Genomic DNA, 23,318 nt, shown 5'->3' with positions numbered 1-23,318 from the left:
AAACCCTTGAACCTAACGTGAAAACGTGTAGGCACAAGGGTTATTCCCGTTGTACCTACACTCTACTAAAGAGCCTTGTAGGTATTTTGTCTACAAGGCTCTTTTTATTTTCGGTTTGGGTGAATGGAATGGGCATACATTAGAAAGGGAAGGGCGTGTGAATTCAGATGACAAAGTGGAAGCGGGCAAATCCGAATGGAACGAGAGATTACTTATTTGAAGAATGTACGTTAATTGAAGAAGTGGAACAAAAATTAAGACGTACATTTTTAGAGAGAGGCTATGAGGAAATAAGGACACCTACAATTGAATTTTATGATGTGTTTGCTTTTCAAAATCGGCCGATAGATGAAGAGAAGATGTATAAATTTTTTGATGAAAAGGGACGGATTATCGTGTTACGTCCAGATATGACGATTCCTTTAGCGAGAGTAATTGGAACGCAAAGGTGGGATACGCCTCTTAAGGTGACATATAGTGGAAATGTATTTCGGGCGAATGAGTCTCTGTCTGGAAAATATAATGAAATTGTACAAAGTGGTATTGAAATTATCGGGATTGATAATGTAAGAGCTGAAATTGAATGTGTGATAAGTGTAATGCAAGCACTACAAAGGTTAAAGGTACAATCTTTTACAATCGAAATTGGGCAGGTAGAGTTATATAAATGTATTGTAAAAAAGCTCTCTATTCATGATGAAGAAGAGAGAGTACTTAGAACGTATATAGAAAGCAAAAATTATGCTGCTCTCTCAAATTTTATCGGAGAAAAGAAATTAGATCGGTGCGATGAAACAGTAAAATTACTTGAGAAATTACCAAGGTTATTTGGGAATTTAGAGGTTATTGAGGAAGCAGAAAAACTCGCCTCAAGTAATGAAATGAAAATGGCCATTGCAAGAGTGAAAGAAATATATGAAGCGGTTGAAAGGCTAGGCTATGGACCTTATATATCCATTGATTTAGGCATGATTCAACATTTGGACTATTATACGGGTATTATTTTCAAAGGGTATATATATGAAATTGGAGAAGAGATTGTTAGTGGTGGAAGATACGATGAGTTAATTGGGAATTTTGGAGAGATGGTGTCAGCGGTTGGCCTCGCGGTGCAAGTAAATCAAATAGTCAAGGCACTTCAAGAGCAACAAGAATCTTATGAAAGAGAGCCAATAGATATGATGATACATTATGAATTAAATAGATTAGCGGAAGCTGAAAGGTTAAGAAACTTACTTCGAAAGGACGGGAAGAATGCCCAGTTATCTTTATTCTCTAATTTAAACGACACATTTCAATTTGCAAGAAACAATAAAATAGTAACGGTCGTTGAGGCAAGGAATGAATCATTGGTGGAATATGTATGGAAAGAGAAATGGGTCGTTCAGAAAGAAGGGGAGACTTCATGCGTAACATTCAAATTGCGTTAACGAAAGGAAGATTAGAGAAACATGTTATTCCGCTGTTTGAGAAAATTGGAATTGATTGTTCAGAGCTTAAAGATAAAGGGAGAAAGCTTGTCTTTCAAAGTAAAAATACAAACATTTCATTTATTTTAGTAAAAGCGGTTGATGTTGCTACTTATGTAGAACATGGAGTAGCTGATATTGGGATCGTTGGAAAAGATATTTTAATGGAAAATGAAAAAGATATATATGAAATGTTGGATTTAGGAGTGGGTATGTGTAAATTTTGTGTCGCTTCTATTCCTACGTATAATCCGAAGAGTTACCGAAAGAAACGAATTGCTACGAAATATCCACACATCACTTCCAATTATTTTCACGAAAAGGGAGAAGATGTAGAAATCATAAAAATAGAAGGTTCTGTAGAAATTGCTCCGCTTCTTGGATTAGTAGATGCGATTGTTGATATTGTTGAAACAGGAAAAACACTACAAGAGAATGGGCTCATTGTATTTGAGGAAATGTATTCTATATCCGCTCGAATGATTGTAAATAAGGCAGCTTTAAAAACTAAAAAAGACGAAATATTCAGTATTATAAATATGATGGAGCAAGAAATTTTATCAGGGAAATAGGAGGGCTTACAATGGAGATCATTTATGAAGACTTCAAGGAGGCATTATCCAAAATAAAAGTGTTGCGAGAAAACGCTAATATAATAGAAGAAACTGTTCAAAGAAGTGTAAGGGAAATCGTTCAAAACGTAAGAGAAAGTAAAGATGAGGCTTTATCTTTCTATACAAAAAAGCTTGATGGTGCGGATGTTAAAACTTTTCGTGTAAGTGAAGAAGAAATAAAACAAGCAAGTGCGTTTGTAGAACTTTCTTTTTTAGAGGCGCTACAAGAGGCGAAGAAAAACATTATCTCATATCATGAAAAGCAAAAGAGGCAATCTATGTTTGATTGCGAAAGTGATGGGATAATTAGAGGGCAGCTCATTAGACCGTTAGAAAATGTAGGTGTATATGTGCCAGGCGGGAAGGCATCGTATCCCTCTTCAGTATTAATGAATGTATTGCCAGCCAAACTGGCAGGTGTGAAAAAAATTGTAATGGTAACACCGCCAAGGCAAGGAGGAATTGACCCGCATATATTAACTGCCGCAGGTCTTGCAGGTGTAGATGAAGTTTATACGGCTGGTGGTGCCCAGGCAATCGCTGCTTTAGCGTATGGGACGGAATCGATTCCGAAAGTGGATAAAATAGTTGGACCGGGAAATTTGTACGTTGCTTTAGCGAAGCGAGAAGTATACGGAATAGTAAATATCGATATGATTGCTGGGCCATCAGAAATTGTAGTTATCGCTGATGAAACAGGCAATGCCAAATATATCGCTGCTGATTTATTATCGCAAGCAGAACATGACGAGAGGGCAACAGCGATTTGTATTACAACGAATATAGAACTAGCTAAAGAAGTAGGAAGAGAGATAGAAAGACAGTTAGAAACATTACCAAGAAGTGAAATCGCTCGTGAATCAATAAAAAGAAATGGAGCCATTTTTATCGTTTCTTCTTTAGATGAGGCACTAAAGTTATCAAATGAAATAGCTCCAGAACATTTAGAGTTACATATAAAAGAGCCAATGAATGCTCTAGCTTATGTGAAACATGCAGGCTCTATTTTCCTTGGGCCATATGCACCAGAGCCGCTCGGCGATTATTTGGCAGGACCGAATCACGTTTTACCGACAAGTGGAACAGCAAGATTTTTCTCCCCGTTATCAGTCGATGATTTCGTAAAAAAATCAAGCTTTCTTTCTTATACAGAGGAAGCGTTAAAAAATGTACAACATCATATTGTAGAACTTGCAAATAAAGAAGGTTTATATGCACACGCAAGAGCAGTCCAAATGAGATTTGAGGAGGAAGAATAATGCGACAGTCGAGTCAAGTACGTGAAACGACAGAAACAAAAATTAAATTAAGTTTGCAGCTTGATGAAAGTACGAATGTTTCTATTCAAACAGGAGTAGGTTTTTTTGATCATATGCTAACTTTATTTGCAAGGCATGGACGATTTGGTTTACAAATTGAAGCTGAAGGTGACGTGTTTGTCGATGCACATCACACGGTTGAAGATGTTGGAATTGTACTCGGAAATTGCTTGAAAGAAGCACTGCAAAATAAAGAGAGTATTAATAGGTACGGTTCCGCATATGTACCGATGGATGAATCTTTAGGTTTTGTCGCAATTGATATAAGTGGACGTTCCTATATTGTGTTTCAAGGCGAGTTAACAAATCCGAAATTAGGCGATTTTGACACAGAATTAACGGAAGAGTTTTTTAGAGCAGTTGCTCATGCAGCAAATATTACGTTACACGCTCGTATTTTATACGGAAGTAATACACATCACAAAATTGAAGCTTTATTTAAGGCATTTGGTCGAGCGCTTAGAGAGGCAGTCGAAAAAAATGACAACATTACTGGTGTAAATTCAACGAAGGGGATGTTGTAATTGATTGCTATTGTAGATTATGGGATGGGAAATATTCGTAGTGTGGAACAGGCATTAAAATATATTGGAGCAGAGTATATCGTAACGGATGATAGAGAGGAAATATTGAGAAGTGATGGCGTTATTTTACCAGGAGTAGGGGCATTTCCGAAAGCGATGGACGTTCTAGAAGAAAAAAAATTAGTATTTGTGCTAAAAGAGATTGGGAATTTAGGGAAACCGTTCCTTGGTATATGTTTAGGTATGCAACTTTTATTTGAAAAAAGTGAGGAATTAAAAGACTGTAGCGGATTAAGTTTATTGCCAGGTGTTATTCGGAAATTAAAAGTGCCTTATAAAATTCCACATATGGGATGGAATGAATTGAAGAAAGAAGGAGAAATACCACTTTGGAATGGAATAGAAGACGGTTCTTTCGTATATTATGTCCACTCTTATTATGCAGATTGTCCAAAGGGGATTGTGTATGGGGCAAGCGAGTATGGGGTGCAAGTACCTGGTTTTGTAGCGAAAGGAAATGTATTTGGAGCGCAGTTTCACCCTGAAAAAAGTGGGGAAGTCGGAATACAAATTTTAAAGAATTTTAAAGGGGTGGTAGAAGCATGGAAATTTTCCCAGCTATCGATTTAAAAGAAGGGCGATGTGTCAGACTTTATCAAGGAGAGTTTAGTAAAGAAACGGTTATGAATGAAGATCCGGTTGCGCAAGCGATCATATTTGAAAAGCTTGGAGCGAAAATATTACACATTGTTGATTTAGACGGTGCAATTGCTGGAGAGTCTTTAAATTTGTTTATCATTGAAAGAATATGCAGGGCGGTACGTATTCCTGTGCAAGTTGGAGGAGGGATTCGATCGCTTGTAGCAGTGGAGAAGTTATTGTTAGCAGGTGTAGAAAAAGTCATTTTAGGAACAGCTGCTCTTTATGATAAGTCATTTTTAGAGGAAGCAGTTCGGCTATATAAAGAGAAAATAATTGTTGGAATTGATGCGAAAAATGGTTTCGTAGCAACGAGAGGTTGGCTTGATGTGTCTGAAATTTCTTATATTCATTTAGCGAAGCAAATGGAGAGTATAGGTGTTCAAACGATTGTATTTACAGACATCTCGAGAGATGGGACACTTGCAGGACCAAATTTTGAGCAATTAGGGTTACTGGAAAAAAGTGTGGGTATTCGTCTCATTGCCTCTGGAGGAGTGGCGTCTATTCAAGATGTGAAAAGGTTAAATGATATGAATATACATGGTGTTATCATTGGTAAGGCTCTTTACGAGAATACAATTGATTTAGAAGAAGTGCTAGAGGTAACAAAGCTATGTTAGCGAAACGAATTATTCCATGTCTAGATGTGAAAGAAGGGCGAGTCGTAAAGGGTGTAAATTTTATAGGATTACAAGATGTCGGTGATCCTGTTGAAATAGCGGCTTTATATAATGATGCGGGAGCAGATGAAATTGTATTTTTAGATATTACTGCGACACATGAAGGGCGAAAAACGATGATAGATGTTGTAGAAAAAACTGCCTCAAAAATATTTATTCCTCTTACAGTAGGTGGGGGGATTTCTAATGTTCAAGATATATACAATCTGCTACGAGCCGGTGCGGATAAAATTTCAATTAATTCAGCAGCAGTACGGAATCCAAAACTAATTCAGGAAGGTGCAGAACATTTTGGCTCGCAATGTATTGTTGTAGCAATCGATGCTAGAAAAGTAGCAGAAGGTAAATGGAATGTATACGTAAATGGCGGGAGGGTTGATACAGGAATGGATGCAATCGAATGGGCGAAGCACGCCGTACAATTAGGGGCAGGAGAAATTTTGCTAACGAGTATGGATGCAGATGGAACGAAGGATGGATACGATCTTCAGTTAACAGAAGCAATTTCAAGTAGCGTTTCCGTCCCGGTAATTGCATCAGGAGGATGTGGTCATGCGGATCACATTATAGAGGTATTTAAAAAGACAACAGTCGACGCAGCGCTAGCAGCATCAATCTTTCATTATGGTGAAGAGACTGTGCAGGATGTAAAGAGAAAATTAAGAGAAGCAAACGTTGAGGTGCGACTATGAAGCCTAACTTCTCAAAAGGGTTATTACCAGCAGTGGTGATAGAGGAAGATACGAAAGAAGTTTTAATGCTCGCTTACATGAATGAAGAAGCGTATGAAAAGACGTTAGAAACAAAAAGGACGTGGTTTTATTCTCGCTCAAGACAATCGTTATGGAATAAAGGAGAAACATCGGGCAATATGCAGTATGTTCAATCCCTTTATTTAGATTGTGATCAAGATTCAATTGTAGTTGTTGTAAAGCAAGTAGGACCTGCTTGTCATACGGGAGAGAAAACATGTTTTCATTATAAAGTTATATAGGGGGATGACGATGGAAGATGTCCTTAAATTATTATTTGAAACAATTGAAGACCGAAAGGAAAATCCAGTGCCAGAATCATATACAAATTATTTATTTTCAAAAGGAGAAGATAAAATTTTAAAGAAAATTGGGGAAGAGTGCTCTGAAGTGATCATTGCTTCTAAAAATAATGATAAAAAAGAACTAGTAAAAGAAATGGTTGATGTGTTTTATCACTGTTTTGTTCTATTAGCCGAAAAAAACATTTCACTAGAAGATGTTATGGAAGAAGTGAAAGAAAGAAATGGAAAGCTTTCGAGAGTAGGGGAACGAAAAGAAATAGATACGTTATAAGGGGGAATATGTATGAAAGTGGATTATCATCTTCATTTAGAAGAAGGGCCTTATTCAATAGGTTGGCTTGCCAAAATAAATGAAACGCTACAATATTATGAGCCGCTTCAAGAAGAAAGACATTCTATCGAATGGCTTATGAAGACGCAAGAACGCCTGCAAAGACGTGTGAAGGAAGGACCATTTACAGCGAAATGGATTGATTTATATTTAGAAGAGGCATTGCGAAAAGGTATAAAAGAAGTTGGGATTGTGGATCATTTATACCGCTTTCATGAGTCGAAAGTATATTATGAAAAATATGTGAATATTAGTGATTCGAAGCTTGGGCGTTTACAGAAGGAATGGTTAGACCAAGTAAGAGTAGTTTCACTATACGATTTTACAAAGTCGATTGAAGAGGCGAAAGAACGATGGAGTAAAAGAGGCGTTACACTTAAACTTGGAATTGAAGCGGATTATTTTATTGGCTGTGAAGAAGAGCTAAAAGAATTGTTAGCACTAGGAGACTTTGATTATGTAATTGGGTCTGTTCATTTTTTAAACGGCTGGGGGTTTGATAATCCAGATACGAAAGAATATTTTGAAGAGCATGATTTACATATACTATATGATACGTTTTTCAAAACAGTTGAGAGTGCAGTTCGTTCCGAGTTATTTGATATTATAGCCCACCTTGATAACATAAAAGTATTTAATTACAGGTTGGATGAGAATGAACAGCTTTCTTATTATAAGAAAATAGCCCGTGCATTAGTAGAAACCAATACCGCAACAGAAATAAATGCGGGATTGTACTATCGTTATCCTGTACGGGAAATGTGCCCGAGTCCACTGTATTTACAAGTGTTAGCTAAACATGGTGTTCCCATTACTATTTCTTCAGATGCTCATTATCCGAATGATTTAGGGAAATACGTAAAAGAAAACGTGCAAACATTACGAACTCACGGTATTACTCATATCGCAACATTTACGAAACGAGCAAGAGTAATGAGACTACTTGAAGAAGAAGTAACAATTTCAAAATGAACCACGATTTTTTGATGAAAACATTCCTTTTTGTTCAAAATAAGAAAGAAAAAAAGGAGGGTAAGAAATGGCGAAACAACAAAATAAACAAAATGTACAAGGTGCACAGCAACAAGCTTATACTTCTGAAACGAATGCTACATCTCAATCAGTTATTGAGGAGCAAATTAGCGATACAGTTGCAGAAGGAACAATTGATGTGAAGCTCGGAAAAGAATCGCAGGAAAAAGCGTAAGAAGAGGGGGGAGTTGCATCTCCTCTTTTTTCATGGAAAAGTGTCGATTTTCAAAACTATAATCAAATTCCTTGGTTTTTATAAGTGGATTTCTTACAATGAAATATAAGAGATATCTTATTTTCTATAGAAGAGGTGTTAGTAGTGGCAAAAATATTAGTAGCAGGGAAAATTCCAGAAATCGGATTAGAACTATTAAAAGATCATGATGTAGAAATGTATGATAAAGAAGAGTTAATTTCTTTAGATGAATTAACAGAGCGTGTAAAAGATAAAGATGCATTGTTAAGCTTACTTTCTACAAAGGTGACGAAAGAAGTTATAGATGCGGCACCTAATTTAAAGATTGTTGCAAACTATGGTGCTGGCTACGATAATATTGATTACTTGCATGCAGGAGAAAAAGGGATTGCGGTAACGAATACACCGAAAGTATCAACTGAAGCGACAGCAGAATTAACATTTGCACTTCTTTTAGCAGCAGCACGTAGAATTCCTGAAGGAGATACGTTATGTCGTACAACTGGATTTAACGGATGGGCGCCATTATTTTTCTTGGGCCGCGAAGTACACGGTAAGACAATTGGAGTTATCGGTCTTGGAGAAATCGGGAAGGCAGTTGCAAAGCGTGCGAAAGCATTTGGAATGAACGTTTTATATACAGGACCAAATCGTAAGTTTGAAGCTGAATCTGAACTAGAAGCGACATATGTAACATTAGAAGAGCTGTTACAAACGGCAGATTTTATTACAATTAACTGTGCCTATAATCCAAAATTACATCATATGATCAATGAAGAACAGTTTAAAATGATGAAGAAGACAGCATATATTATAAATGCTTCGCGTGGACCAATTATGAATGAATTAGCACTTGCTTATGCATTAAAAACGAAAGAAATTGAAGGAGCAGCTCTTGACGTATTTGAATTTGAACCGAAAATTACGGAAGAACTAAAAGGATTAAAGAATGTGGTACTTGCTCCTCACGTAGGGAATGCAACATTCGAAACTCGTGATGCGATGGCTGAAATGGCAGTAAGAAATATTTTAGCTGTATTAAACGGTGAAGAACCTGTAACACCTGTAAATCCAAAAGTATTAGTTACAAAATAAAGTGAGACTTTCATTTGTAAGGCCTCCCGATTAATCAGGTTGTCCGCAAATAGTGGGATAAAAAGAAACCTTCCGAATACGGAAGGTTTTTGTTTTTATTATTTTTCTTTATTCGCTTTTTTAGACGGTCTTTGTCTAATAAATTGAGATAGCATATACAAAATATATAGTGGAATAGCAATGAATAAGAAAACAGAAAAATTACCGATCCCTGTTTGATACATTGTGATAATGATTCCAACTAAAAATAATGTAATAATGATGCTATATCTTGGAATTGGTACATCTTTTAAACTTGGGATACGAATACGACTCACCATTAAAAATGCGAACGTTACAAAGACTGTAATAAGAACGATTTTGGGAATGGTATGTGAAAATAATGTTAAGAAAGCAACAAGCCCTCCCGCTGCTGTAATCGGTACTCCAGTGAAATATTTCATTGAAGTAGAAGATGGTGTTACATTAAATCGTGCTAAACGATATGCTCCGAAAAGAGGGAATAATCCCGCTATGTATAATCCGATGATTCCGTAGTTTGAGAAAGATGTGTAATACATTAAAACAGCTGGTGCTGCACCAAATGTTACGACATCTGCGAGTGAATCAAGCTCTTTTCCCATTTGTGAATCAACGCGTAATAAACGAGCAACACGACCATCAAGACTATCTAACATCATCCCGATAAGTACTAAAATAGCAGCTGATTTATAATATCCTAAAGATGCATAGCCGATTGATAAAAATCCGCTATATAAATTTCCGAGCGTAAATAAGTTTGGAATAGCTGCTCTATACAAAATCTGATCCCTTGCTTTCTGTAATAAATTCTTAATTAGTGTATGAAAGTTTACTTATTTTATCATACCATAAATTTCTTCCTCATACGAAAGAAATTACCAATTTGTGAAAGATTTCATGGGAGAATGATTTGGAAAATAAGTAGAAAAAGAAGCAACTTTTATAAAGTTGCTTCTTGCACTATTCAAATTTTGTTGTCATCGTTCCGGTTTTATATCGATTGTTAGGATCGAAACGTAATAAATCTCCATAAATGAGTTTATCGGATAATTTTAATTCTGTTTTTGCTTTTTCAATATACGGCTGACATAGTGATATAGCAGCTTCTTCACCTGTATTTCGTTTATAGCACATGTTTTTTGTATAAACATAATCTTCCGAAACAAAACTACCATCACGCATTACCATAAGTGGATCTTTTTCTTTAATAAATAAGTCCGTTCCAAATTCAACGGATTGATTTGTTTTAATCCCAAGTAAATGAAGGAGCGTTGGTTTAATATCAAGTTGACCGGATACTTTAGAAATCGTTTTTCCTTCTTGACCTGGCACATGAATAATGAGAGGGACGCGTTGTAATTGCATAGAATCAAACGGTGTAATAGCGTCTTTCCCAAGGAACTGGGCCATAGCTGCGTTATGGTTTTCAGAAATACCGTAATGATCACCATAAATGACAATAACTGAATTATCATACAGTCCTTCATCTTTTAACTGTTTAATAAATAATTTAAGAGCTTCATCCGTGTAACGAACAGTTGGGAAGTAACGGTTTAAAACACCACTGTCCGAATTAAACTCATCAACATATTGATCTTCTGGATTTAGAAGAAATGGAAAATGGTTTGTTAAAGTGATAAATTTTGTATAGAACGGTTGCGGTAAAGATTTTAACTTTGGAATAGATTGTTCAAAGAACTCTTTATCTTTTAATCCCCAACCAACAGACATTTGTTCCGTACCTACGTAATCATTTAAATTAAAGTAACGGTCATAACCAAGCGCAGGATACATTACGTCACGATTCCAAAACGTTTTATCGTTTGAATGGAAGACAGCAGAAGAATATCCGTATTTCTTTAATTGTTCTGGTGTGGCAGTATACTCATTTGTTGCATGAGTAAAGAATACAGAACCACGGTCTAACGGATAAAGTGAATTTTCAACGATAAATTCAGCATCAGAAGTTTTACCTTGTCCCGTTTGATGATAGAAGTTATCGAAATAAAAACTATCTTTAATAAATTCATTTAAGAATGGAGTAATTTCTTTTCCATTTATTTTTTTATTAATAACAAAACTTTGTGTAGATTCCATTGAAATTAAAATGACATTTTTACCTTTTGCAGCTCCAAATAAGTTTTTATCAACTTGCTTATCTTTTGCGTCTGTATAGTTTTTAATTTCAGAGAATCCGTCGCCACTTGCGAATACACGTTCAGCCGAAGACTTAGATTGAAGCGTAATATCAAATAGATGATATGTGTATAACCCTAAATTTTTCACGACAGTTTGACGGTCAAATGAGCGTGAGAACATTTGTGGCTTATAAATAACTGAAACAACAATTTGTAGTGCTAATAACGCAGTTACACCGCTAAAGAAAGTTCTCTTCTCAGATCGTGAAAGTGGTGTTTTATCACCAAATGATGGGGATTTACGTGAAATAAACATTAAAATAATTGCATCTGCAAATAAAAGTAATGTTTTGTACGTAAAGAGCTCTTTTATGCTCGTCCCTAAATCAGCCATATTATTTGTTTGGAATAAAACCGGGAAGGTAACGAAATCGTTATAAAACCCATAAAACATTGCATTTCCAAATAAAATAAATGACAGTATAAAACTAATTCCAATTATAATTCGATTTCGATGCTTAGATGCAAATAAAGCTAAACCGAAAAATAAAAGTAACGCAGCTAGTGGATTAATAAACAGCATAAATTCTTCAAAGAAGTTATCAATTTTAATATCAAACGCTAGCTTGTACACAATATATGTTTTAATCCATAATAAAACGACTGCAACGAGTGCAAATCGTAATTTTGGAAACAGATGTTGTAGCATAATATACTCCTCTCCTAGAAAGCATGACAGTTCTTGCGAGCCGGTTTGATTAGCGCCTCACTTTATATATACGAACAGTCTTTTGTTATTATGATTATTATACTATGAGTATCATTATACGAAAATTAAAGAGGGTTGTGGGCTTTTTTTGCAACAATTGAGTAGAAAAAGAGAAGTAGGAGAAAATAAAATAGAATTTCTATGCGCGATTATTGTAATTCATTAAACATAGAAAGTATCGCGTAATGGTGCGGAGGTTATAATGCGAAAATTATTTTATCTTATAATGTGCAGTATTTTTATACTCTTTGCTTCACCGAGTGTATCAGTAGCTCAGTATGATGCACCTCTTATGGAAGATGCACTTTATTCTGTTTTATTTCCGAAAATAAATAAAGCAATTGAAAAACAATATGGGAGTTTGAAACCTTATCAATGTCCTAAAATTATTAGTTTAAAAAAAGTGTATAGTGGTACATATTTATTTCAAACGGTTATTGAAGTGACGAAGTACGAACAGATTGGTGGGAAAATTGTTCCACCATTTGAAAAAGTAACTATTACGTTTAATAATGAAGAAGGCGAATGGGAAGTAACGAAGATAATAGTAAAGCGCTTACCAAATGATACGAAATTAAACTGTAAAAAAACAATATAAAAAATTGTTTGACAAATAAAATGGTCCTTTGGTATTGTTAATAGCAACAATTAGATGTTTGAAAATTAAATAGACTTACCTCATCTACTCTCAAAGGTAGAGGCCGCGATAGGAAAGAGTAAGCTATGGGAGATTTAGTGGAATCTGTGACCATGGGTTGAAAGGGACTATTGCCGAAATATAAGAATAACCACCTTATTCATATATTGGGACTGCATTGAATAAATGTAGTACTGTCATAAGATTTATTTTATGGAGAGCTATTTGGAGATGTTGATGCGGTTTCTTATTTTGAGAAGATAACAACTTGTTTATTTTTTCAATATATATTTTTCCTAATAAGAAACGCGTGTGAACATTGTTCCGCGCGTTTTTTGTCTATCTAAAAGCGTGCTGCAATGAATAGAAGATTGGGGTTATGAGTTTTAGAGGAAATAAGGGAGGAATTCAAATGTATTTACACGGCACAAGCCGAATCAATGGGCAAGGACACTTAGAAATTGGAGGGTGCGATACGACGCAGCTAGCAAAACAATACGGAACACCACTTTATGTATACGATGAAGAGTCTATTCGAGGGAAATGTCGTGCGTTTCATCGTGCTTTTAAAGAAAGTGGTTTCTCTTATCAAGTAGCATATGCAAGCAAGGCGTTCTTGTGCATGGAGATGTGCCGAGTAGCTCGTGAAGAGAACATGTCATTAGATGTTGTTTCGGGTGGGGAATTATATACTGCGCTCCAAGCAGGATTTCCAGCATCACGTATTCATTTTCATGGAAACAATAAAACAGAAGAAGAGATAGTGATGGCTCTTCAGGCGAATATCGGTTGTTTTGTAGTAGATAATTTCTTGGAATTAGAAGTTTTACACGATTTAGCAATGCAACATGGGAAATTTGTAAACATATTAATTCGTGTAACGCCTGGAGTAGAGGCGCACACACATGAATATATTACGACAGGCCAAGAGGATTCAAAATTTGGATTTGGCGTTTCAAATGGTCAAGCGATGCAGGCAATTGGGCTTGCTTTACAAAAATCAAATTATAATGTGTTAGGGATTCATTCACATATCGGATCACAAATATTTGAAACGGCTGGTTTTGTTCGAGCGATTGAAGTTCTTCGTAAATTTTTAGAAGAGGTGAGAGAGCAAACGAACTATGTAGTAAAAGTATTAAATGTAGGCGGAGGATTTGGAATACGCTATACAGAGTCAGATACACCATTAACTCTTGAGACATATGTGCGAGCTGTAACAAGTGCAGTGAGAGAACAATTTACAGTATGTGAATATCCATTGCCAGAAATATGGGTTGAACCAGGTCGTAGTATTGTAGGTGATGCGGGAACGACAATTTATACAGTTGGATCTGTGAAAGAAATTCCTGGCATTCGGAAATATGTATCCGTCGATGGTGGAATGACAGATAACTTAAGACCGGCTTTATATAGCGCTCGTTACGAAGCGATGTTAGCGAATCGAGGAAAGGATGAGAATGAGGAACTCGTTTCAATTGCTGGGAAATGCTGTGAGAGTGGAGATATGCTAATTTGGGATATTAATCTACCGAAAGTTGCTTCTTCTGATTTACTAGCAATTTCTTGTACGGGAGCATATGGGTACTCGATGGCGAATAATTATAATCGAATTCGGAGACCAGCCGTCGTCTTTGCGAAAGGTGGCACATCGCAAATTGTTGTGGAACGTGAAACGTACGAAAATATCATTGGGAACGATCGCATACGTATTAAAGAGCTTGTTTAAATAAGGAAAAGGAGTTGTTCGAATGGGCAATTCCTTTTTTATAAAGTGAAACTATAATCAGTGGGGGGTATTGCCCGCAAATAGCGGGATAAAATAAAATAATTAAAATATATCGGAAAACTAGGATTGAAAAAAATCAGAATTGTGATAAAATACAAATACAAAGCTTATCAAGAGAAGCGGAGGGAACTGGCCCGAAGAAGCTCGGCAACCTGCTTATAGAAAGCAAGGTGCTAAATCCAGCAAAATGGAATCCATTTTGAAAGATAAGGTAAAATATATTACCGAACAGTCTTTTCGAAATGGGAAAGATTTTTTTTATGAATAAAAAGGGGGGCTGTTCGCGTGAGCGTACGGGAACATTTTGATGAAGTATCTGAGAAAATTCAAGCGATGCTTGCTGATATGAAATATGGTTCAATTACAATTGTGGTGCAAGATGGAAAAGTAATTCAATTAGAGAAAAGTGAAAAAGTACGTTTAAAGTGAAAAGCGCTGACTAGAAAAACTAGAGGCGGTTTTAATCTATTTTAATAGATTAAAACCGTCTTTTTGCTTTTACAGGGGGAAAAAACATGTTGACGTATGAAACGTGGGAAGAAAATCGTGTTTCATTTTCAGAGGAAGATGAAACGAAAGGCGCGCTATCCGTATTAAGTTGGGCTTATAAAGAATATAAAGATGAAATTGTATACGCGTGTAGCTTCGGAGTGGAAGGCATGGTTTTACTGCATCTTATAAACCAAGTAAATCCATCTGCTAAAGTTGTATTTTTGGATACAAATGTTCATTTTCAAGAAACGTATGAATTAATTCAAAAAGTAAGAGAACGATTTCCTTCATTAAATATTATAGAAAAACAGCCGGAACTTACACTCGATGAACAAGCGAAGTTGCACGGTGAGAAACTATGGGAAAGCAATCCAAATCTCTGTTGTAAGATTAGGAAGATTTTGCCGTTAGAAAAATCACTTACAGCGGAAAAAGCGTGGATATCGGGCTTAAGAAGGGAACAATCAGAAACGCGTAAGCATACAAAGTTTATAAATCAAGATCATCGTTTTCAATCTATTAAAGTTTGTCCGCTTATTCATTGGACGTGGAAAGAAGTATGGCGATATGTATACAAACATAACTTGCCATACAACCCATTACATGATATTGGATATCCAAGTATCGGGTGTGAGAAGTGTACGTTACCTGTAGGTGCCGGTGGTGATTCAAGAGATGGTAGGTGGACCGGGAAAATGAAAACCGAATGCGGTCTTCATTACCAATAAGATGTATCTTGAAATAAAGCTAAGAGGGGATATAGAAAATGACTACAAGAAACGAATTAATAAACCGTGTAGATGAGACATACGACGTATCACAAATTGAAAAAGAAATTGAATTAGACAACATTGCATTAAGTGATTTAGAACTGCTAGCGACAGGGGGATATAGTCCGCTTACTGGTTTTTTAGGGGAAAAAGACTATGATTCAGTCGTAGAAACGCTTCGTTTAGCAGATGGAAGCGTATGGAGTATACCGATTACATTGCCGGTAACAGAAGAAGTAGCAGAGGGACTGAAAGCTGGAGAGGAAGTAAAACTTGTTAACGACAGAAATATATATGGTGTCATTCAAATAGAAGATATTTTTGCACCTGATAAAGAAAAAGAAGCTTTACTTGTATATAAAACGACGGATGAGGCTCATCCAGGCGTGAAAAAATTATATGAACGACCAGATGTTTATGTTGGAGGAGCTATTACGCTTATAAAACGCTTGGAAAATAAGCAATTTCCTTCTTATCATTTAGACCCAATTGAAACGAGAGAAGAATTTAAAAAACGTGGTTGGAAAACAGTAGTTGGATTTCAAACGAGAAATCCGGTACATCGTGCCCATGAGTATATTCAAAAATCTGCTCTTGAAATTGTAGATGGTCTCTTTTTAAATCCGCTCGTTGGGGAAACAAAGTCAGATGATATTCCTGCTGATGTAAGGATGGAAAGCTACGAAGTATTGCTTCAAAACTATTATCCGAAAAATCGTGTCTTTTTAGGTGTATTTCCTGCAGCGATGCGCTACGCAGGACCAAGGGAAGCGATATTTCATGCATTGGTAAGAAAGAATTTTGGGTGTACCCACTTTATTGTAGGACGTGATCATGCTGGGGTAGGAGACTATTACGGAACATACGAAGCGCAGGAAATCTTTACGAACTTTACAGTGGAAGAGTTAGGGATTACGCCGCTATTTTTTGAACATAGCTTCTACTGTACGAGATGTGAAGCGATGGCTTCAACGAAAACGTGTCCGCATGGAAAAGAGGACCGTGTCATTTTATCAGGTACAAAAGTAAGAGAAATGTTAAGAAATGGTGAGATTCCGCCAAGTACATTTAGTCGTAAAGAAGTAGTGGAAGTGTTAATTAAAGGTTTGAAAAAAGAAGTAGTAACAGAATAGGGAGAGAACGAGATGGATACGAATATTACTTGGCACACAGCTTCTGTTTCAAAAAATGAGAGAAGAGTGAAGAATGGGCATCATAGTTTTGTAATTTGGTTTACTGGTTTATCAGCTTCGGGTAAATCTACAGTAGCGAATGCGGTTGCTCGTAAACTATTTGAAAAGAATATTGGAAATTATGTGTTAGATGGGGATAATATTCGCCATGGTTTAAATAAAGACTTAGGTTTTTCTGAAAGTGATCGTATGGAGAATATAAGGCGTATTGGCGAAGTGGCGAAGCTATTTGTAGATCAAGGTACTGTTGTTCTTACAGCGTTCATTTCACCATTTCGAGTAGATCGAAAACAAGTTAGGGATCTATTAGCGGCAGATGAGTTTATAGAAGTGTTTGTAAAATGTCCAATTGAAGAGTGTGAAAAACGTGATCCAAAAGGGTTATACAAAAAAGCGAGACAAGGTGATATTAAAGATTTTACAGGTATTGATTCACCGTATGAGGAACCAAATCAAGCGGAATTAATTGTAGAAACGCACAAGTATTCTATTGAAGAATGTGCAGAACAAATCGTGAAGTACTTACAAGAGCGTAGTTTTGTCCCGTTGTTTGCTGGGAAGTAAAACGCCCACCTCAAAATTCGGCTGGAGCAGGCTGTAAATGCCCGATTGGTGAGGGTTGATTAAAGTTTCACTTTATATAGGGGGATTTAAAAATGAGTTATGAAAAAGTATGGGCTAATAATGAAAAATTAAATCAGACTGAGAAAAATAAATTAGCAAAAGATGGTTTGGAAATTTTTAATGATATTCCTTACTATGCGGAAAATGGATTCGAATCTATTCCGAAAGAAGAGTGGGACGCATTTAAATGGGCAGGATTGTATTTGCAAAGACCGAAAGAAGCTGGCTATTTTATGATGCGTGTAAATATTCCTTCAGGGATTATTACAAACGCGCAGGCGGAAGTGCTTGCTTCTATCGCTGAGGATTATGGACGTGATGTAATAGATATTACGACAAGACAGGCGATTCAGTTTCACTGGTTAGAAATTCAGCAAATGCCAGATATTTTTAAAAGATTAGCAAGAGTTGGGTTATCTTCAGCAGGGGCATGTGGTGATATAACACGTAATATTACAGGTAATCCACTTGCAGGAATTGATGCGAATGAACTGTTTGATACAACGCATATTGTGAAGGAGGTATATGACTATTTCCAACATAATGAAGAGTTTTCTAACTTACCACGTAAATTTAAAATGTCTATTAGTTCTAACGTTTATAACTCAGCAAACGCAGAGATTAACTGTGTTGCATTTACACCTGCTACGAAAGAAATAGATGGTGAGAAAAAAGTTGGTTTTCATATAAAAGTAGGCGGTGGATTATCAGCCCGTCCATATTTAGCTGATGAATTAGATGTGTTCGTTTTACCAGAAGAAGTGAAGGCGGTAGCAATTGGGATTGCTACTATATTCCGTGATTTTGGATATCGCGAGAAACGTCATTTAGCTCGTTTGAAATTTCTTGTTGCAGACTGGGGAGCAGAGAAATTTAAAGAGAAACTAATAGAGTATACAGGACCATTGCAAAGTAAAGGAGAAAGTGCACTTAAAGGATGGAATGCAGGCTATTTTTATGGTGTTCAAGATCAAAAACAAGATGGATTAAAATATGTCGGTTTTAATGTGCCGGTAGGTCGTTTACATGCAAAAGAAATGTTTGAGATTGCAAGAATTGCAAAGCAGTATGGAAATGGGCAAATTCGTACGTGTAACTCACAAAACTTCATCATTCCGAATGTTCCACCAGAAAATGTAACGGGTTTATTAAGTGAACCGTTGTTTGAAGCGATATCTGCAAGTCCGAAATCATTTATTGGTCATGCGGTTTCATGTACTGGTATTGAATATTGCAATCTCGCTCTAGTAGAAACGAAAGAAAGATTACGGAAAATTGCAGAATACTTAGATACAGAAATTGCACTTGATGTTCCAGTTCGAATTCATATGGTAGGATGCCCAAATTCATGTGGTCAACGTCAAATTGCTGACATCGGATTACAAGGGATAAAAATGAAAACGAAGGAAAAAGGGATTGTTGAAGCATTTGAAATATATGTAGGTGGAACGTTGTTAGATGGCGGTGCCTATAATCAAAAGTTAAAAGGGAAAATAGATGGCGAGGATTTACCGGATGTACTCGCATCATTTATAAGTTATTTTAAAGAGAATAAGTTACCTGCCGAAACATTTTATGATTTTGTCGGACGTATCGGTGTAGATACATTGCAAATAGCTTTAAATAACGTGTTAGAAGAAGTAATAGCGTCTTAGGAGGGGCAATATGGATTTATATCGATTTGAAGCTGTGTTAGCGAATAATATCGTTCCGATTGTTGTTGTTGCTCAAAGTGAAGAGCAGGCATTTAAGCTTGCGGAGATTGAGCTTGAAAAGCATTTTTTACCGTTGCCAGAAGTAAAGGAAATCTCCTTATTTGAAAAAAAGAAGATTCGAAAAGGTGCGGCATTTGTTGTTCATGAGTAAATAACATTGAAATACGAAAGTATACTAACTTCCATTCATGCATAAGGATGGAAGTTTCATTTTAATAGTAGAAATGAGGAGAGATGATGGGGAAGGTGTATATAGTTGGAGCGGGTCCTGGCGATCCGGATTTAATTACTATTAAAGGATTGAAATGTATTGAGAAGGCAGATGTTATTTTATATGACCGTCTCGTGAATAAAGAATTGCTTTCATATGCAAAGCCTGAAGCGGATTTAATTTATTGCGGGAAACTCCCGAATTATCACACGATGAAGCAAGAGACAATTAACACATTTCTTATTAAATATGCGAAAAAAGGAAAAGTTGTAACGAGGTTAAAGGGCGGTGATCCATTTGTATTTGGTAGAGGGGGGGAAGAAGCTGAAGCGTTAGCAAAGCAGGGTGTACCATTTGAAATCGTTCCTGGTATTTCAGCTGGAATAGCTGCACCTGCTTATGCTGGTATTCCGGTGACGCATCGTGATGCAAGTGCGAGTTTTGCGGTTGTGACAGGGCATAGAAAAGAAGGTGCTGAAGAGGAAGTGAAGTGGGAAAATTTAGCGAAAGGTGTAGAGACTTTGGCAGTATATATGGGAGTTAGTAATTTGCCCTACATATGCGAACAACTTATGAAGCATGGAAAAGATAAAGGTACACCTGCTGCTATTATTGAACGGGGAACGACGTCTATGCAGCGTACAGTTGTCGGGACGTTAGGGACAATTGTAGATGTTGCGAGAAAAGAACAAATTCAAAATCCGAGTATGATTGTAATTGGAGAAGTTGTCCGTTTTAGAGAGAAAATTCATTGGTTTGAAAAACAAACGGAACAGACTTATCAAGTAAGCGGAGTGTTATAAAATGAAAGCCATCTTATATATATGTCATGGAAGTCGTTTGAGGGCAGCGAAAGAAGAGGCAATTCAATTTATTACGACATGTATGAGCCGTATAGAAGCGGCTATTCAAGAGGTTTGTTTTTTAGAGCTGGCGAATCCTTCTATTGAAGAAGGATTTCGTACATGTGCGAAGCGTGGTGCGACAGAGATTATTGCTATTCCTGTTTTCTTATTAGCAGCAGGCCATGTGAAGAATGATATTCCTTTTGAATTACAAAAGTTAAATAATCAATACCCTACAATTAAAGTGACGTATGGTAATCCGTTTGGTGTATCAGAGACACTTATAAAGTCGGTATATAACGGAAGTGGCATTGAAGAATATAAAGATGAAGTAACACTTTTACTTGTTGCAAGGGGTAGTAGCGATCCTGAAACTTTACAAGATATAAATCAGATCGCTACTTTATTTCAAGCGGAAGAAAAAATTGCTAAAGTAGAAGTTTGTTTTTTAGCAGCTGCGGAGCCGAAATTTGAGGAGAAATTAAAGGAAGTTGTAGAGCGAAAAGAAGGGTGTATTATTGTATTACCTTATTTGTTATTTACAGGCTTACTTATGAAACAGATTGAGAAAGAAGTGCGTCAATATGAGTTGGATGAGATAAAAATAAGTCCGTATTTAGGAAAAAATGAAGTGGTTCAAGATATGTTAATTCAGAAAACGAAGGAGTTATTGAAGGGAGATCCATATGTATCCACTTACAGTGCAAGTTAATAAGAAACGGGTTGTTGTCATTGGTGGAGGAAAAGTTGCCGGATTTAAAATAATTCCTTTACTCAAACAAGGTGCGGATATAGTAGTAGTAAGTCCAGAATTAGATGTAAATTTAGTGAAACTTGTGGAGGAGAAGAAAATTCGTTGGTATCAAAGAGAGTATGAAAAAAGTGATATTAAAGATGCTTTTTTAGTTGTTGCGGCGAGTAGTGATTCTATATTAAATGAACAAGTTGCTGAAGATGCTGCAAAGAATCAATTGGTAAATGTTATTACGAACCCGGAAAGTGGCAATGTTCACTTTCCGGCAGCGATTCATCGTGGGTTACTTAATATAGCGGTTTCTACCGGAGGAGCAAGTCCAAAACTCGCAAAAAAAATTCGAGATGATATCGCGAATAAATACGATGAAACATACGAAATATATTTAGATTTTTTATATGAAGTAAGGGTGAAGTTAAAAGACTTACAGTTAGAAAAGAAAGAACGGCATATATTACTACAAGAAGTATTGAAATCAGCATATGTGCAAAATGAGGGGAAAAGAGAACAGTTTTTACAAGAATTAGAGGAGAGAGTTCTAAAGAGATAAAAAGTAAATAGCGCTTTACAAGTATAAAAATATAATTTATAATCACAAGTAACTTCAATAGATGAAATCGATGAGCAAGAAGAGTACGTATATTTGATGCGTTCAGAGAGCTGGGGTAAGGTGTGAGCCCGGTACGATAAAATATACAGAATGGGCTTGCGAGAGGTATGTTGAACATTGTAGTAGGCAACCCGGGTTCCGCCGTTAAAAGGATAGAGTATCGGAATTATTCCTGTACTTGAACAAGTGGGATTTATCAGTCCAATTGAGGTGGTACCACGGTATTTACATTACATATATCGTCCTCTACATGCATATTTGCGTGTAGGGGACTTTTTTATTTTCTAAAGGAGGTGTGCGAGTATGAAATGAAAGTGTATAATTGTTAAAAGTTTAAATATTCAGAAAAGGGGAATTTATGATGAAAGAAACACAGCAATGGACGTCGAAAATAGGCTTTGTACTCGCAGCAGCCGGAGCGGCAGTAGGTCTTGGTGCGATATGGAAATTTCCATATGTTGCAGGTAATGGCGGGGGAGGCGCATTCTTCCTAGTCTTCTTACTATTAACTTTATTTATTGGGATGCCGCTATTACTAGCAGAATTTGTTATTGGTCGTAGTACACAAAAAGAGGCAGTTACAGCGTATAAAGTATTAGTGCCAAATAGTAAAGTATATCCTTGGATTGGTCGTATGGGAGTTGTAACATGTTTTAGTGTACTCTCTTTCTATAGTGTTGTAGGTGGATGGATTTTACTGTATTTATACTACAGTGTTACAGGTAGTTTTTGGAATGGTGTTGTCGATTATGCGAGTGTGTTTGGTGAGGCGATTTCAAATCCAGTAAGTGCGATTGGAGCGCAATTTATCTTTATGCTTTGTACTATTTTTGTCGTAAGTAAAGGTGTAGAGAAAGGTATAGAAAAGGCAAGTAAGTATATGATGCCATTATTATTTATTTTATTTATCGCGATTATTATTCGTGCGTTGACACTTGAGGGTGCTTTTGCTGGAGTAGAGTTCTTCTTAAAACCTGACTTTTCAAAGCTTACAGCAGATACGATTTTATATGCGATGGGACAATCTTTCTTCTCACTAACAGTAGGTGCCTCGGTAATGGTAACGTATAGTTCGTATTTAAAGAAAGAAGAACATTTAGCGAAATCAGCAACATCTATTGTAAGTTTAACTGTTTTCGTTACAGTACTTGCGGGATTAGCGATTTTCCCAGCGATTTTCGCATTAGGAGTTAAACCGACGGAAGGACCGGGATTACTGTTTATCGTCCTTCCAGCCGTATTTGCAAAAATACCATTTGGACAATTTTTCTTTATTATGTTTTTAATTTTATTCTTCTTTGCGACTTTAACATCAGCTATTTCAATGCTTGAAATTGTAGTAGCATCTGTTGCGAAAGGTAATGAAAAGAAGCGTCCTTCAGCATCATTATTAATTGGTATTCTTATTTTTGCAGTTGGAATTCCGTCAGCATTATCGTTTGGAATTATGAGTGATGTGAAAATATTTGGGAAAACATTCTTTGATTTCGTCGACTTCTCGGTAAGTAATGTATTGCTGCCGCTAGGGGTACTAGCTATTTCGCTATTTGTACCAAATAAAATGAGTAAAGAGTTATTAATGAAAGAATTAGAAGTTACGGAAACGAAAGGGAAGACGTTATTTAACATTTGGTTCTTCTTGCTTCGTTATGTTATTCCAGTAACTGTAATTATTGTATTTTTAAATGCGATAGGTGTATTTAAAATGTTCGCATAAAAAAGACGGGGGTC

The 23,318-nt window shown here is 36.3% G+C and carries 26 protein-coding genes, 2 riboswitches and 1 other annotated feature; of the genes, 24 read left to right on the top strand and 2 right to left on the bottom strand.

Features of this window, described 5'->3' with window-relative positions; all coding sequences use genetic code 11:
* Positions 1-167: 167 nt before the first annotated feature.
* The 12 genes from JDS95_RS07795 to JDS95_RS07740 all read left to right on the top strand — a co-directional run bounded on the left by JDS95_RS07795 (position 168) and on the right by JDS95_RS07740 (position 9,019).
* Positions 168-1,430 (top strand): ATP phosphoribosyltransferase regulatory subunit, encoded by a 1,263-nt coding sequence (locus JDS95_RS07795; protein ID WP_000170307.1) that lies wholly within the window; start codon positions 168-170, stop codon positions 1,428-1,430.
* A complete protein-coding gene (gene hisG / locus JDS95_RS07790) occupies positions 1,406-2,041 on the top strand; it encodes an ATP phosphoribosyltransferase (protein ID WP_001244463.1) in 636 nt (211 codons plus the stop codon). The genes JDS95_RS07795 and hisG overlap by 25 nt, the downstream gene beginning before the upstream one ends.
* 11 nt (positions 2,042-2,052) lie before the next feature.
* Positions 2,053-3,342: a histidinol dehydrogenase gene (gene hisD / locus JDS95_RS07785; protein ID WP_000402926.1), complete on the top strand. Its 1,290-nt coding sequence runs from the start codon at positions 2,053-2,055 to the stop codon at positions 3,340-3,342.
* Positions 3,342-3,926 carry an imidazoleglycerol-phosphate dehydratase HisB gene (hisB, locus tag JDS95_RS07780; protein ID WP_001249957.1) on the top strand — a complete coding sequence of 195 codons (585 nt, stop codon included), beginning with the start codon at positions 3,342-3,344 and terminating at the stop codon, positions 3,924-3,926. Before hisD ends, hisB begins: the two co-directional genes overlap by 1 nt.
* A complete protein-coding gene (gene hisH, locus JDS95_RS07775; RefSeq protein ID WP_000560640.1) occupies positions 3,927-4,556 on the top strand; it encodes an imidazole glycerol phosphate synthase subunit HisH in 630 nt (209 codons plus the stop codon).
* On the top strand, positions 4,529-5,248 hold the full coding sequence (hisA, locus tag JDS95_RS07770) for a 1-(5-phosphoribosyl)-5-[(5-phosphoribosylamino)methylideneamino]imidazole-4-carboxamide isomerase (RefSeq protein ID WP_085449990.1): 720 nt from the start codon (positions 4,529-4,531) through the stop codon (positions 5,246-5,248). The genes hisH and hisA overlap by 28 nt, the downstream gene beginning before the upstream one ends.
* Complete coding sequence (gene hisF, locus JDS95_RS07765) at positions 5,242-6,000, top strand: imidazole glycerol phosphate synthase subunit HisF (protein ID WP_000880098.1); 759 nt, start codon at positions 5,242-5,244, stop codon at positions 5,998-6,000. The genes hisA and hisF overlap by 7 nt, the downstream gene beginning before the upstream one ends.
* On the top strand, positions 5,997-6,302 hold the full coding sequence (gene hisI / locus JDS95_RS07760) for a phosphoribosyl-AMP cyclohydrolase (protein ID WP_000803970.1): 306 nt from the start codon (positions 5,997-5,999) through the stop codon (positions 6,300-6,302). Before hisF ends, hisI begins: the two co-directional genes overlap by 4 nt.
* Positions 6,303-6,312: 10 nt before the next feature.
* On the top strand, positions 6,313-6,636 hold the full coding sequence (hisE, locus tag JDS95_RS07755; protein WP_000390407.1) for a phosphoribosyl-ATP diphosphatase: 324 nt from the start codon (positions 6,313-6,315) through the stop codon (positions 6,634-6,636).
* A 12-nt stretch (positions 6,637-6,648) separates the two neighbouring features.
* Positions 6,649-7,668 (top strand): histidinol phosphate phosphatase domain-containing protein, encoded by a 1,020-nt coding sequence (locus tag JDS95_RS07750; protein ID WP_000861853.1) that lies wholly within the window; start codon positions 6,649-6,651, stop codon positions 7,666-7,668.
* A 67-nt stretch (positions 7,669-7,735) separates the two neighbouring features.
* Positions 7,736-7,903, top strand: a complete 168-nt coding sequence (locus JDS95_RS07745; protein ID WP_001118881.1) for a YozQ family protein — start codon at positions 7,736-7,738, stop codon at positions 7,901-7,903.
* A 144-nt stretch (positions 7,904-8,047) separates the two neighbouring features.
* Positions 8,048-9,019 (top strand): 2-hydroxyacid dehydrogenase family protein, encoded by a 972-nt coding sequence (locus JDS95_RS07740; protein ID WP_001062842.1) that lies wholly within the window; start codon positions 8,048-8,050, stop codon positions 9,017-9,019.
* 98 nt (positions 9,020-9,117) lie between these two features.
* On the opposite strand, the gene pssA is transcribed toward JDS95_RS07740, so the two are convergent.
* On the bottom strand, positions 9,118-9,819 hold the full coding sequence (pssA, locus tag JDS95_RS07735; RefSeq protein WP_000285424.1) for a CDP-diacylglycerol--serine O-phosphatidyltransferase: 702 nt from the start codon (positions 9,817-9,819) through the stop codon (positions 9,118-9,120).
* A gap of 181 nt (positions 9,820-10,000) precedes the next feature.
* Entirely contained in the window at positions 10,001-11,887 is a 1,887-nt protein-coding gene (locus JDS95_RS07730; protein ID WP_000939074.1) for an LTA synthase family protein, read from the bottom strand.
* Positions 11,888-12,149: 262 nt separating this feature from the next.
* Between JDS95_RS07730 and JDS95_RS07725 the strand changes: the two genes are divergently transcribed.
* From JDS95_RS07725 to JDS95_RS07670, 12 genes are all read left to right on the top strand, one after another.
* Positions 12,150-12,545, top strand: a complete 396-nt coding sequence (locus JDS95_RS07725) for a DUF3888 domain-containing protein (RefSeq protein WP_001228518.1) — start codon at positions 12,150-12,152, stop codon at positions 12,543-12,545.
* Positions 12,546-12,634: 89 nt separating this feature from the next.
* A riboswitch (Lysine riboswitch) is annotated at positions 12,635-12,816 on the top strand.
* A gap of 180 nt (positions 12,817-12,996) precedes the next feature.
* Positions 12,997-14,313 (top strand): diaminopimelate decarboxylase, encoded by a 1,317-nt coding sequence (gene lysA, locus JDS95_RS07720; RefSeq protein ID WP_199690360.1) that lies wholly within the window; start codon positions 12,997-12,999, stop codon positions 14,311-14,313.
* Positions 14,314-14,477: 164 nt separating this feature from the next.
* Positions 14,478-14,586: riboswitch (SAM riboswitch) on the top strand.
* Between the two features lie 72 nt (positions 14,587-14,658).
* On the top strand, positions 14,659-14,802 hold the full coding sequence (locus tag JDS95_RS07715; protein ID WP_000116159.1) for a YezD family protein: 144 nt from the start codon (positions 14,659-14,661) through the stop codon (positions 14,800-14,802).
* Positions 14,803-14,888: 86 nt separating this feature from the next.
* Positions 14,889-15,593, top strand: coding sequence for a phosphoadenylyl-sulfate reductase (locus tag JDS95_RS07710; protein WP_000959006.1), 705 nt, complete (start codon positions 14,889-14,891; stop codon positions 15,591-15,593).
* Between the two features lie 38 nt (positions 15,594-15,631).
* Positions 15,632-16,768, top strand: a complete 1,137-nt coding sequence (gene sat / locus JDS95_RS07705) for a sulfate adenylyltransferase (RefSeq protein ID WP_087949113.1) — start codon at positions 15,632-15,634, stop codon at positions 16,766-16,768.
* Positions 16,769-16,780: 12 nt separating this feature from the next.
* Positions 16,781-17,392: an adenylyl-sulfate kinase gene (gene cysC, locus JDS95_RS07700; protein WP_000380523.1), complete on the top strand. Its 612-nt coding sequence runs from the start codon at positions 16,781-16,783 to the stop codon at positions 17,390-17,392.
* Positions 17,393-17,484: 92 nt separating this feature from the next.
* Complete coding sequence (locus JDS95_RS07695) at positions 17,485-19,107, top strand: nitrite/sulfite reductase (RefSeq protein ID WP_016090952.1); 1,623 nt, start codon at positions 17,485-17,487, stop codon at positions 19,105-19,107.
* A gap of 10 nt (positions 19,108-19,117) precedes the next feature.
* A complete protein-coding gene (locus JDS95_RS07690; protein ID WP_000366906.1) occupies positions 19,118-19,318 on the top strand; it encodes a DUF3906 family protein in 201 nt (66 codons plus the stop codon).
* Positions 19,319-19,404: 86 nt separating this feature from the next.
* Positions 19,405-20,181: a uroporphyrinogen-III C-methyltransferase gene (gene cobA, locus JDS95_RS07685; RefSeq protein WP_085449987.1), complete on the top strand. Its 777-nt coding sequence runs from the start codon at positions 19,405-19,407 to the stop codon at positions 20,179-20,181.
* Between the two features lies 1 nt (position 20,182).
* A complete protein-coding gene (locus JDS95_RS07680; protein WP_199690358.1) occupies positions 20,183-20,935 on the top strand; it encodes a sirohydrochlorin chelatase in 753 nt (250 codons plus the stop codon).
* Positions 20,910-21,527 (top strand): NAD(P)-binding protein, encoded by a 618-nt coding sequence (locus JDS95_RS07675; RefSeq protein WP_000283323.1) that lies wholly within the window; start codon positions 20,910-20,912, stop codon positions 21,525-21,527. The genes JDS95_RS07680 and JDS95_RS07675 overlap by 26 nt, the downstream gene beginning before the upstream one ends.
* Positions 21,528-21,588: 61 nt before the next feature.
* Positions 21,589-21,837: a binding site (T-box leader), on the top strand.
* A gap of 111 nt (positions 21,838-21,948) precedes the next feature.
* The gene (locus JDS95_RS07670; RefSeq protein WP_000665455.1) at positions 21,949-23,304 is read left to right on the top strand and encodes a sodium-dependent transporter; all 1,356 of its coding nucleotides are present in this window, start codon (positions 21,949-21,951) and stop codon (positions 23,302-23,304) included.
* Positions 23,305-23,318 lie beyond the last annotated feature (14 nt).

The sequence above is a fragment of the Bacillus cereus group sp. N24 genome (assembly GCF_016483345.1).
Taxonomy (GTDB): domain Bacteria; phylum Bacillota; class Bacilli; order Bacillales; family Bacillaceae_G; genus Bacillus_A; species Bacillus_A toyonensis.
Note: the sequence above shows the minus strand (reverse complement) of the source record. Positions and strands in the feature narration are given on the sequence as shown.

Coding starts and splice junctions, on each gene's coding strand:
- JDS95_RS07795 (WP_000170307.1), top strand. CDS start 168: ATGACAAAGTGGAAGCGGGCAAATCCGAATGGAACGAGAGATTACTTA.
- hisG (WP_001244463.1), top strand. CDS start 1,406: ATGCGTAACATTCAAATTGCGTTAACGAAAGGAAGATTAGAGAAACAT.
- hisD (WP_000402926.1), top strand. CDS start 2,053: ATGGAGATCATTTATGAAGACTTCAAGGAGGCATTATCCAAAATAAAA.
- hisB (WP_001249957.1), top strand. CDS start 3,342: ATGCGACAGTCGAGTCAAGTACGTGAAACGACAGAAACAAAAATTAAA.
- hisA (WP_085449990.1), top strand. CDS start 4,529: ATGGAAATTTTCCCAGCTATCGATTTAAAAGAAGGGCGATGTGTCAGA.
- hisF (WP_000880098.1), top strand. CDS start 5,242: ATGTTAGCGAAACGAATTATTCCATGTCTAGATGTGAAAGAAGGGCGA.
- hisI (WP_000803970.1), top strand. CDS start 5,997: ATGAAGCCTAACTTCTCAAAAGGGTTATTACCAGCAGTGGTGATAGAG.
- hisE (WP_000390407.1), top strand. CDS start 6,313: ATGGAAGATGTCCTTAAATTATTATTTGAAACAATTGAAGACCGAAAG.
- JDS95_RS07750 (WP_000861853.1), top strand. CDS start 6,649: ATGAAAGTGGATTATCATCTTCATTTAGAAGAAGGGCCTTATTCAATA.
- JDS95_RS07745 (WP_001118881.1), top strand. CDS start 7,736: ATGGCGAAACAACAAAATAAACAAAATGTACAAGGTGCACAGCAACAA.
- JDS95_RS07730 (WP_000939074.1), bottom strand. CDS start 11,887: ATGCTACAACATCTGTTTCCAAAATTACGATTTGCACTCGTTGCAGTC.
- JDS95_RS07725 (WP_001228518.1), top strand. CDS start 12,150: ATGCGAAAATTATTTTATCTTATAATGTGCAGTATTTTTATACTCTTT.
- lysA (WP_199690360.1), top strand. CDS start 12,997: ATGTATTTACACGGCACAAGCCGAATCAATGGGCAAGGACACTTAGAA.
- JDS95_RS07710 (WP_000959006.1), top strand. CDS start 14,889: ATGTTGACGTATGAAACGTGGGAAGAAAATCGTGTTTCATTTTCAGAG.
- sat (WP_087949113.1), top strand. CDS start 15,632: ATGACTACAAGAAACGAATTAATAAACCGTGTAGATGAGACATACGAC.
- cysC (WP_000380523.1), top strand. CDS start 16,781: ATGGATACGAATATTACTTGGCACACAGCTTCTGTTTCAAAAAATGAG.
- JDS95_RS07695 (WP_016090952.1), top strand. CDS start 17,485: ATGAGTTATGAAAAAGTATGGGCTAATAATGAAAAATTAAATCAGACT.
- JDS95_RS07690 (WP_000366906.1), top strand. CDS start 19,118: ATGGATTTATATCGATTTGAAGCTGTGTTAGCGAATAATATCGTTCCG.
- cobA (WP_085449987.1), top strand. CDS start 19,405: ATGGGGAAGGTGTATATAGTTGGAGCGGGTCCTGGCGATCCGGATTTA.
- JDS95_RS07680 (WP_199690358.1), top strand. CDS start 20,183: ATGAAAGCCATCTTATATATATGTCATGGAAGTCGTTTGAGGGCAGCG.
- JDS95_RS07675 (WP_000283323.1), top strand. CDS start 20,910: ATGTATCCACTTACAGTGCAAGTTAATAAGAAACGGGTTGTTGTCATT.
- JDS95_RS07670 (WP_000665455.1), top strand. CDS start 21,949: ATGAAAGAAACACAGCAATGGACGTCGAAAATAGGCTTTGTACTCGCA.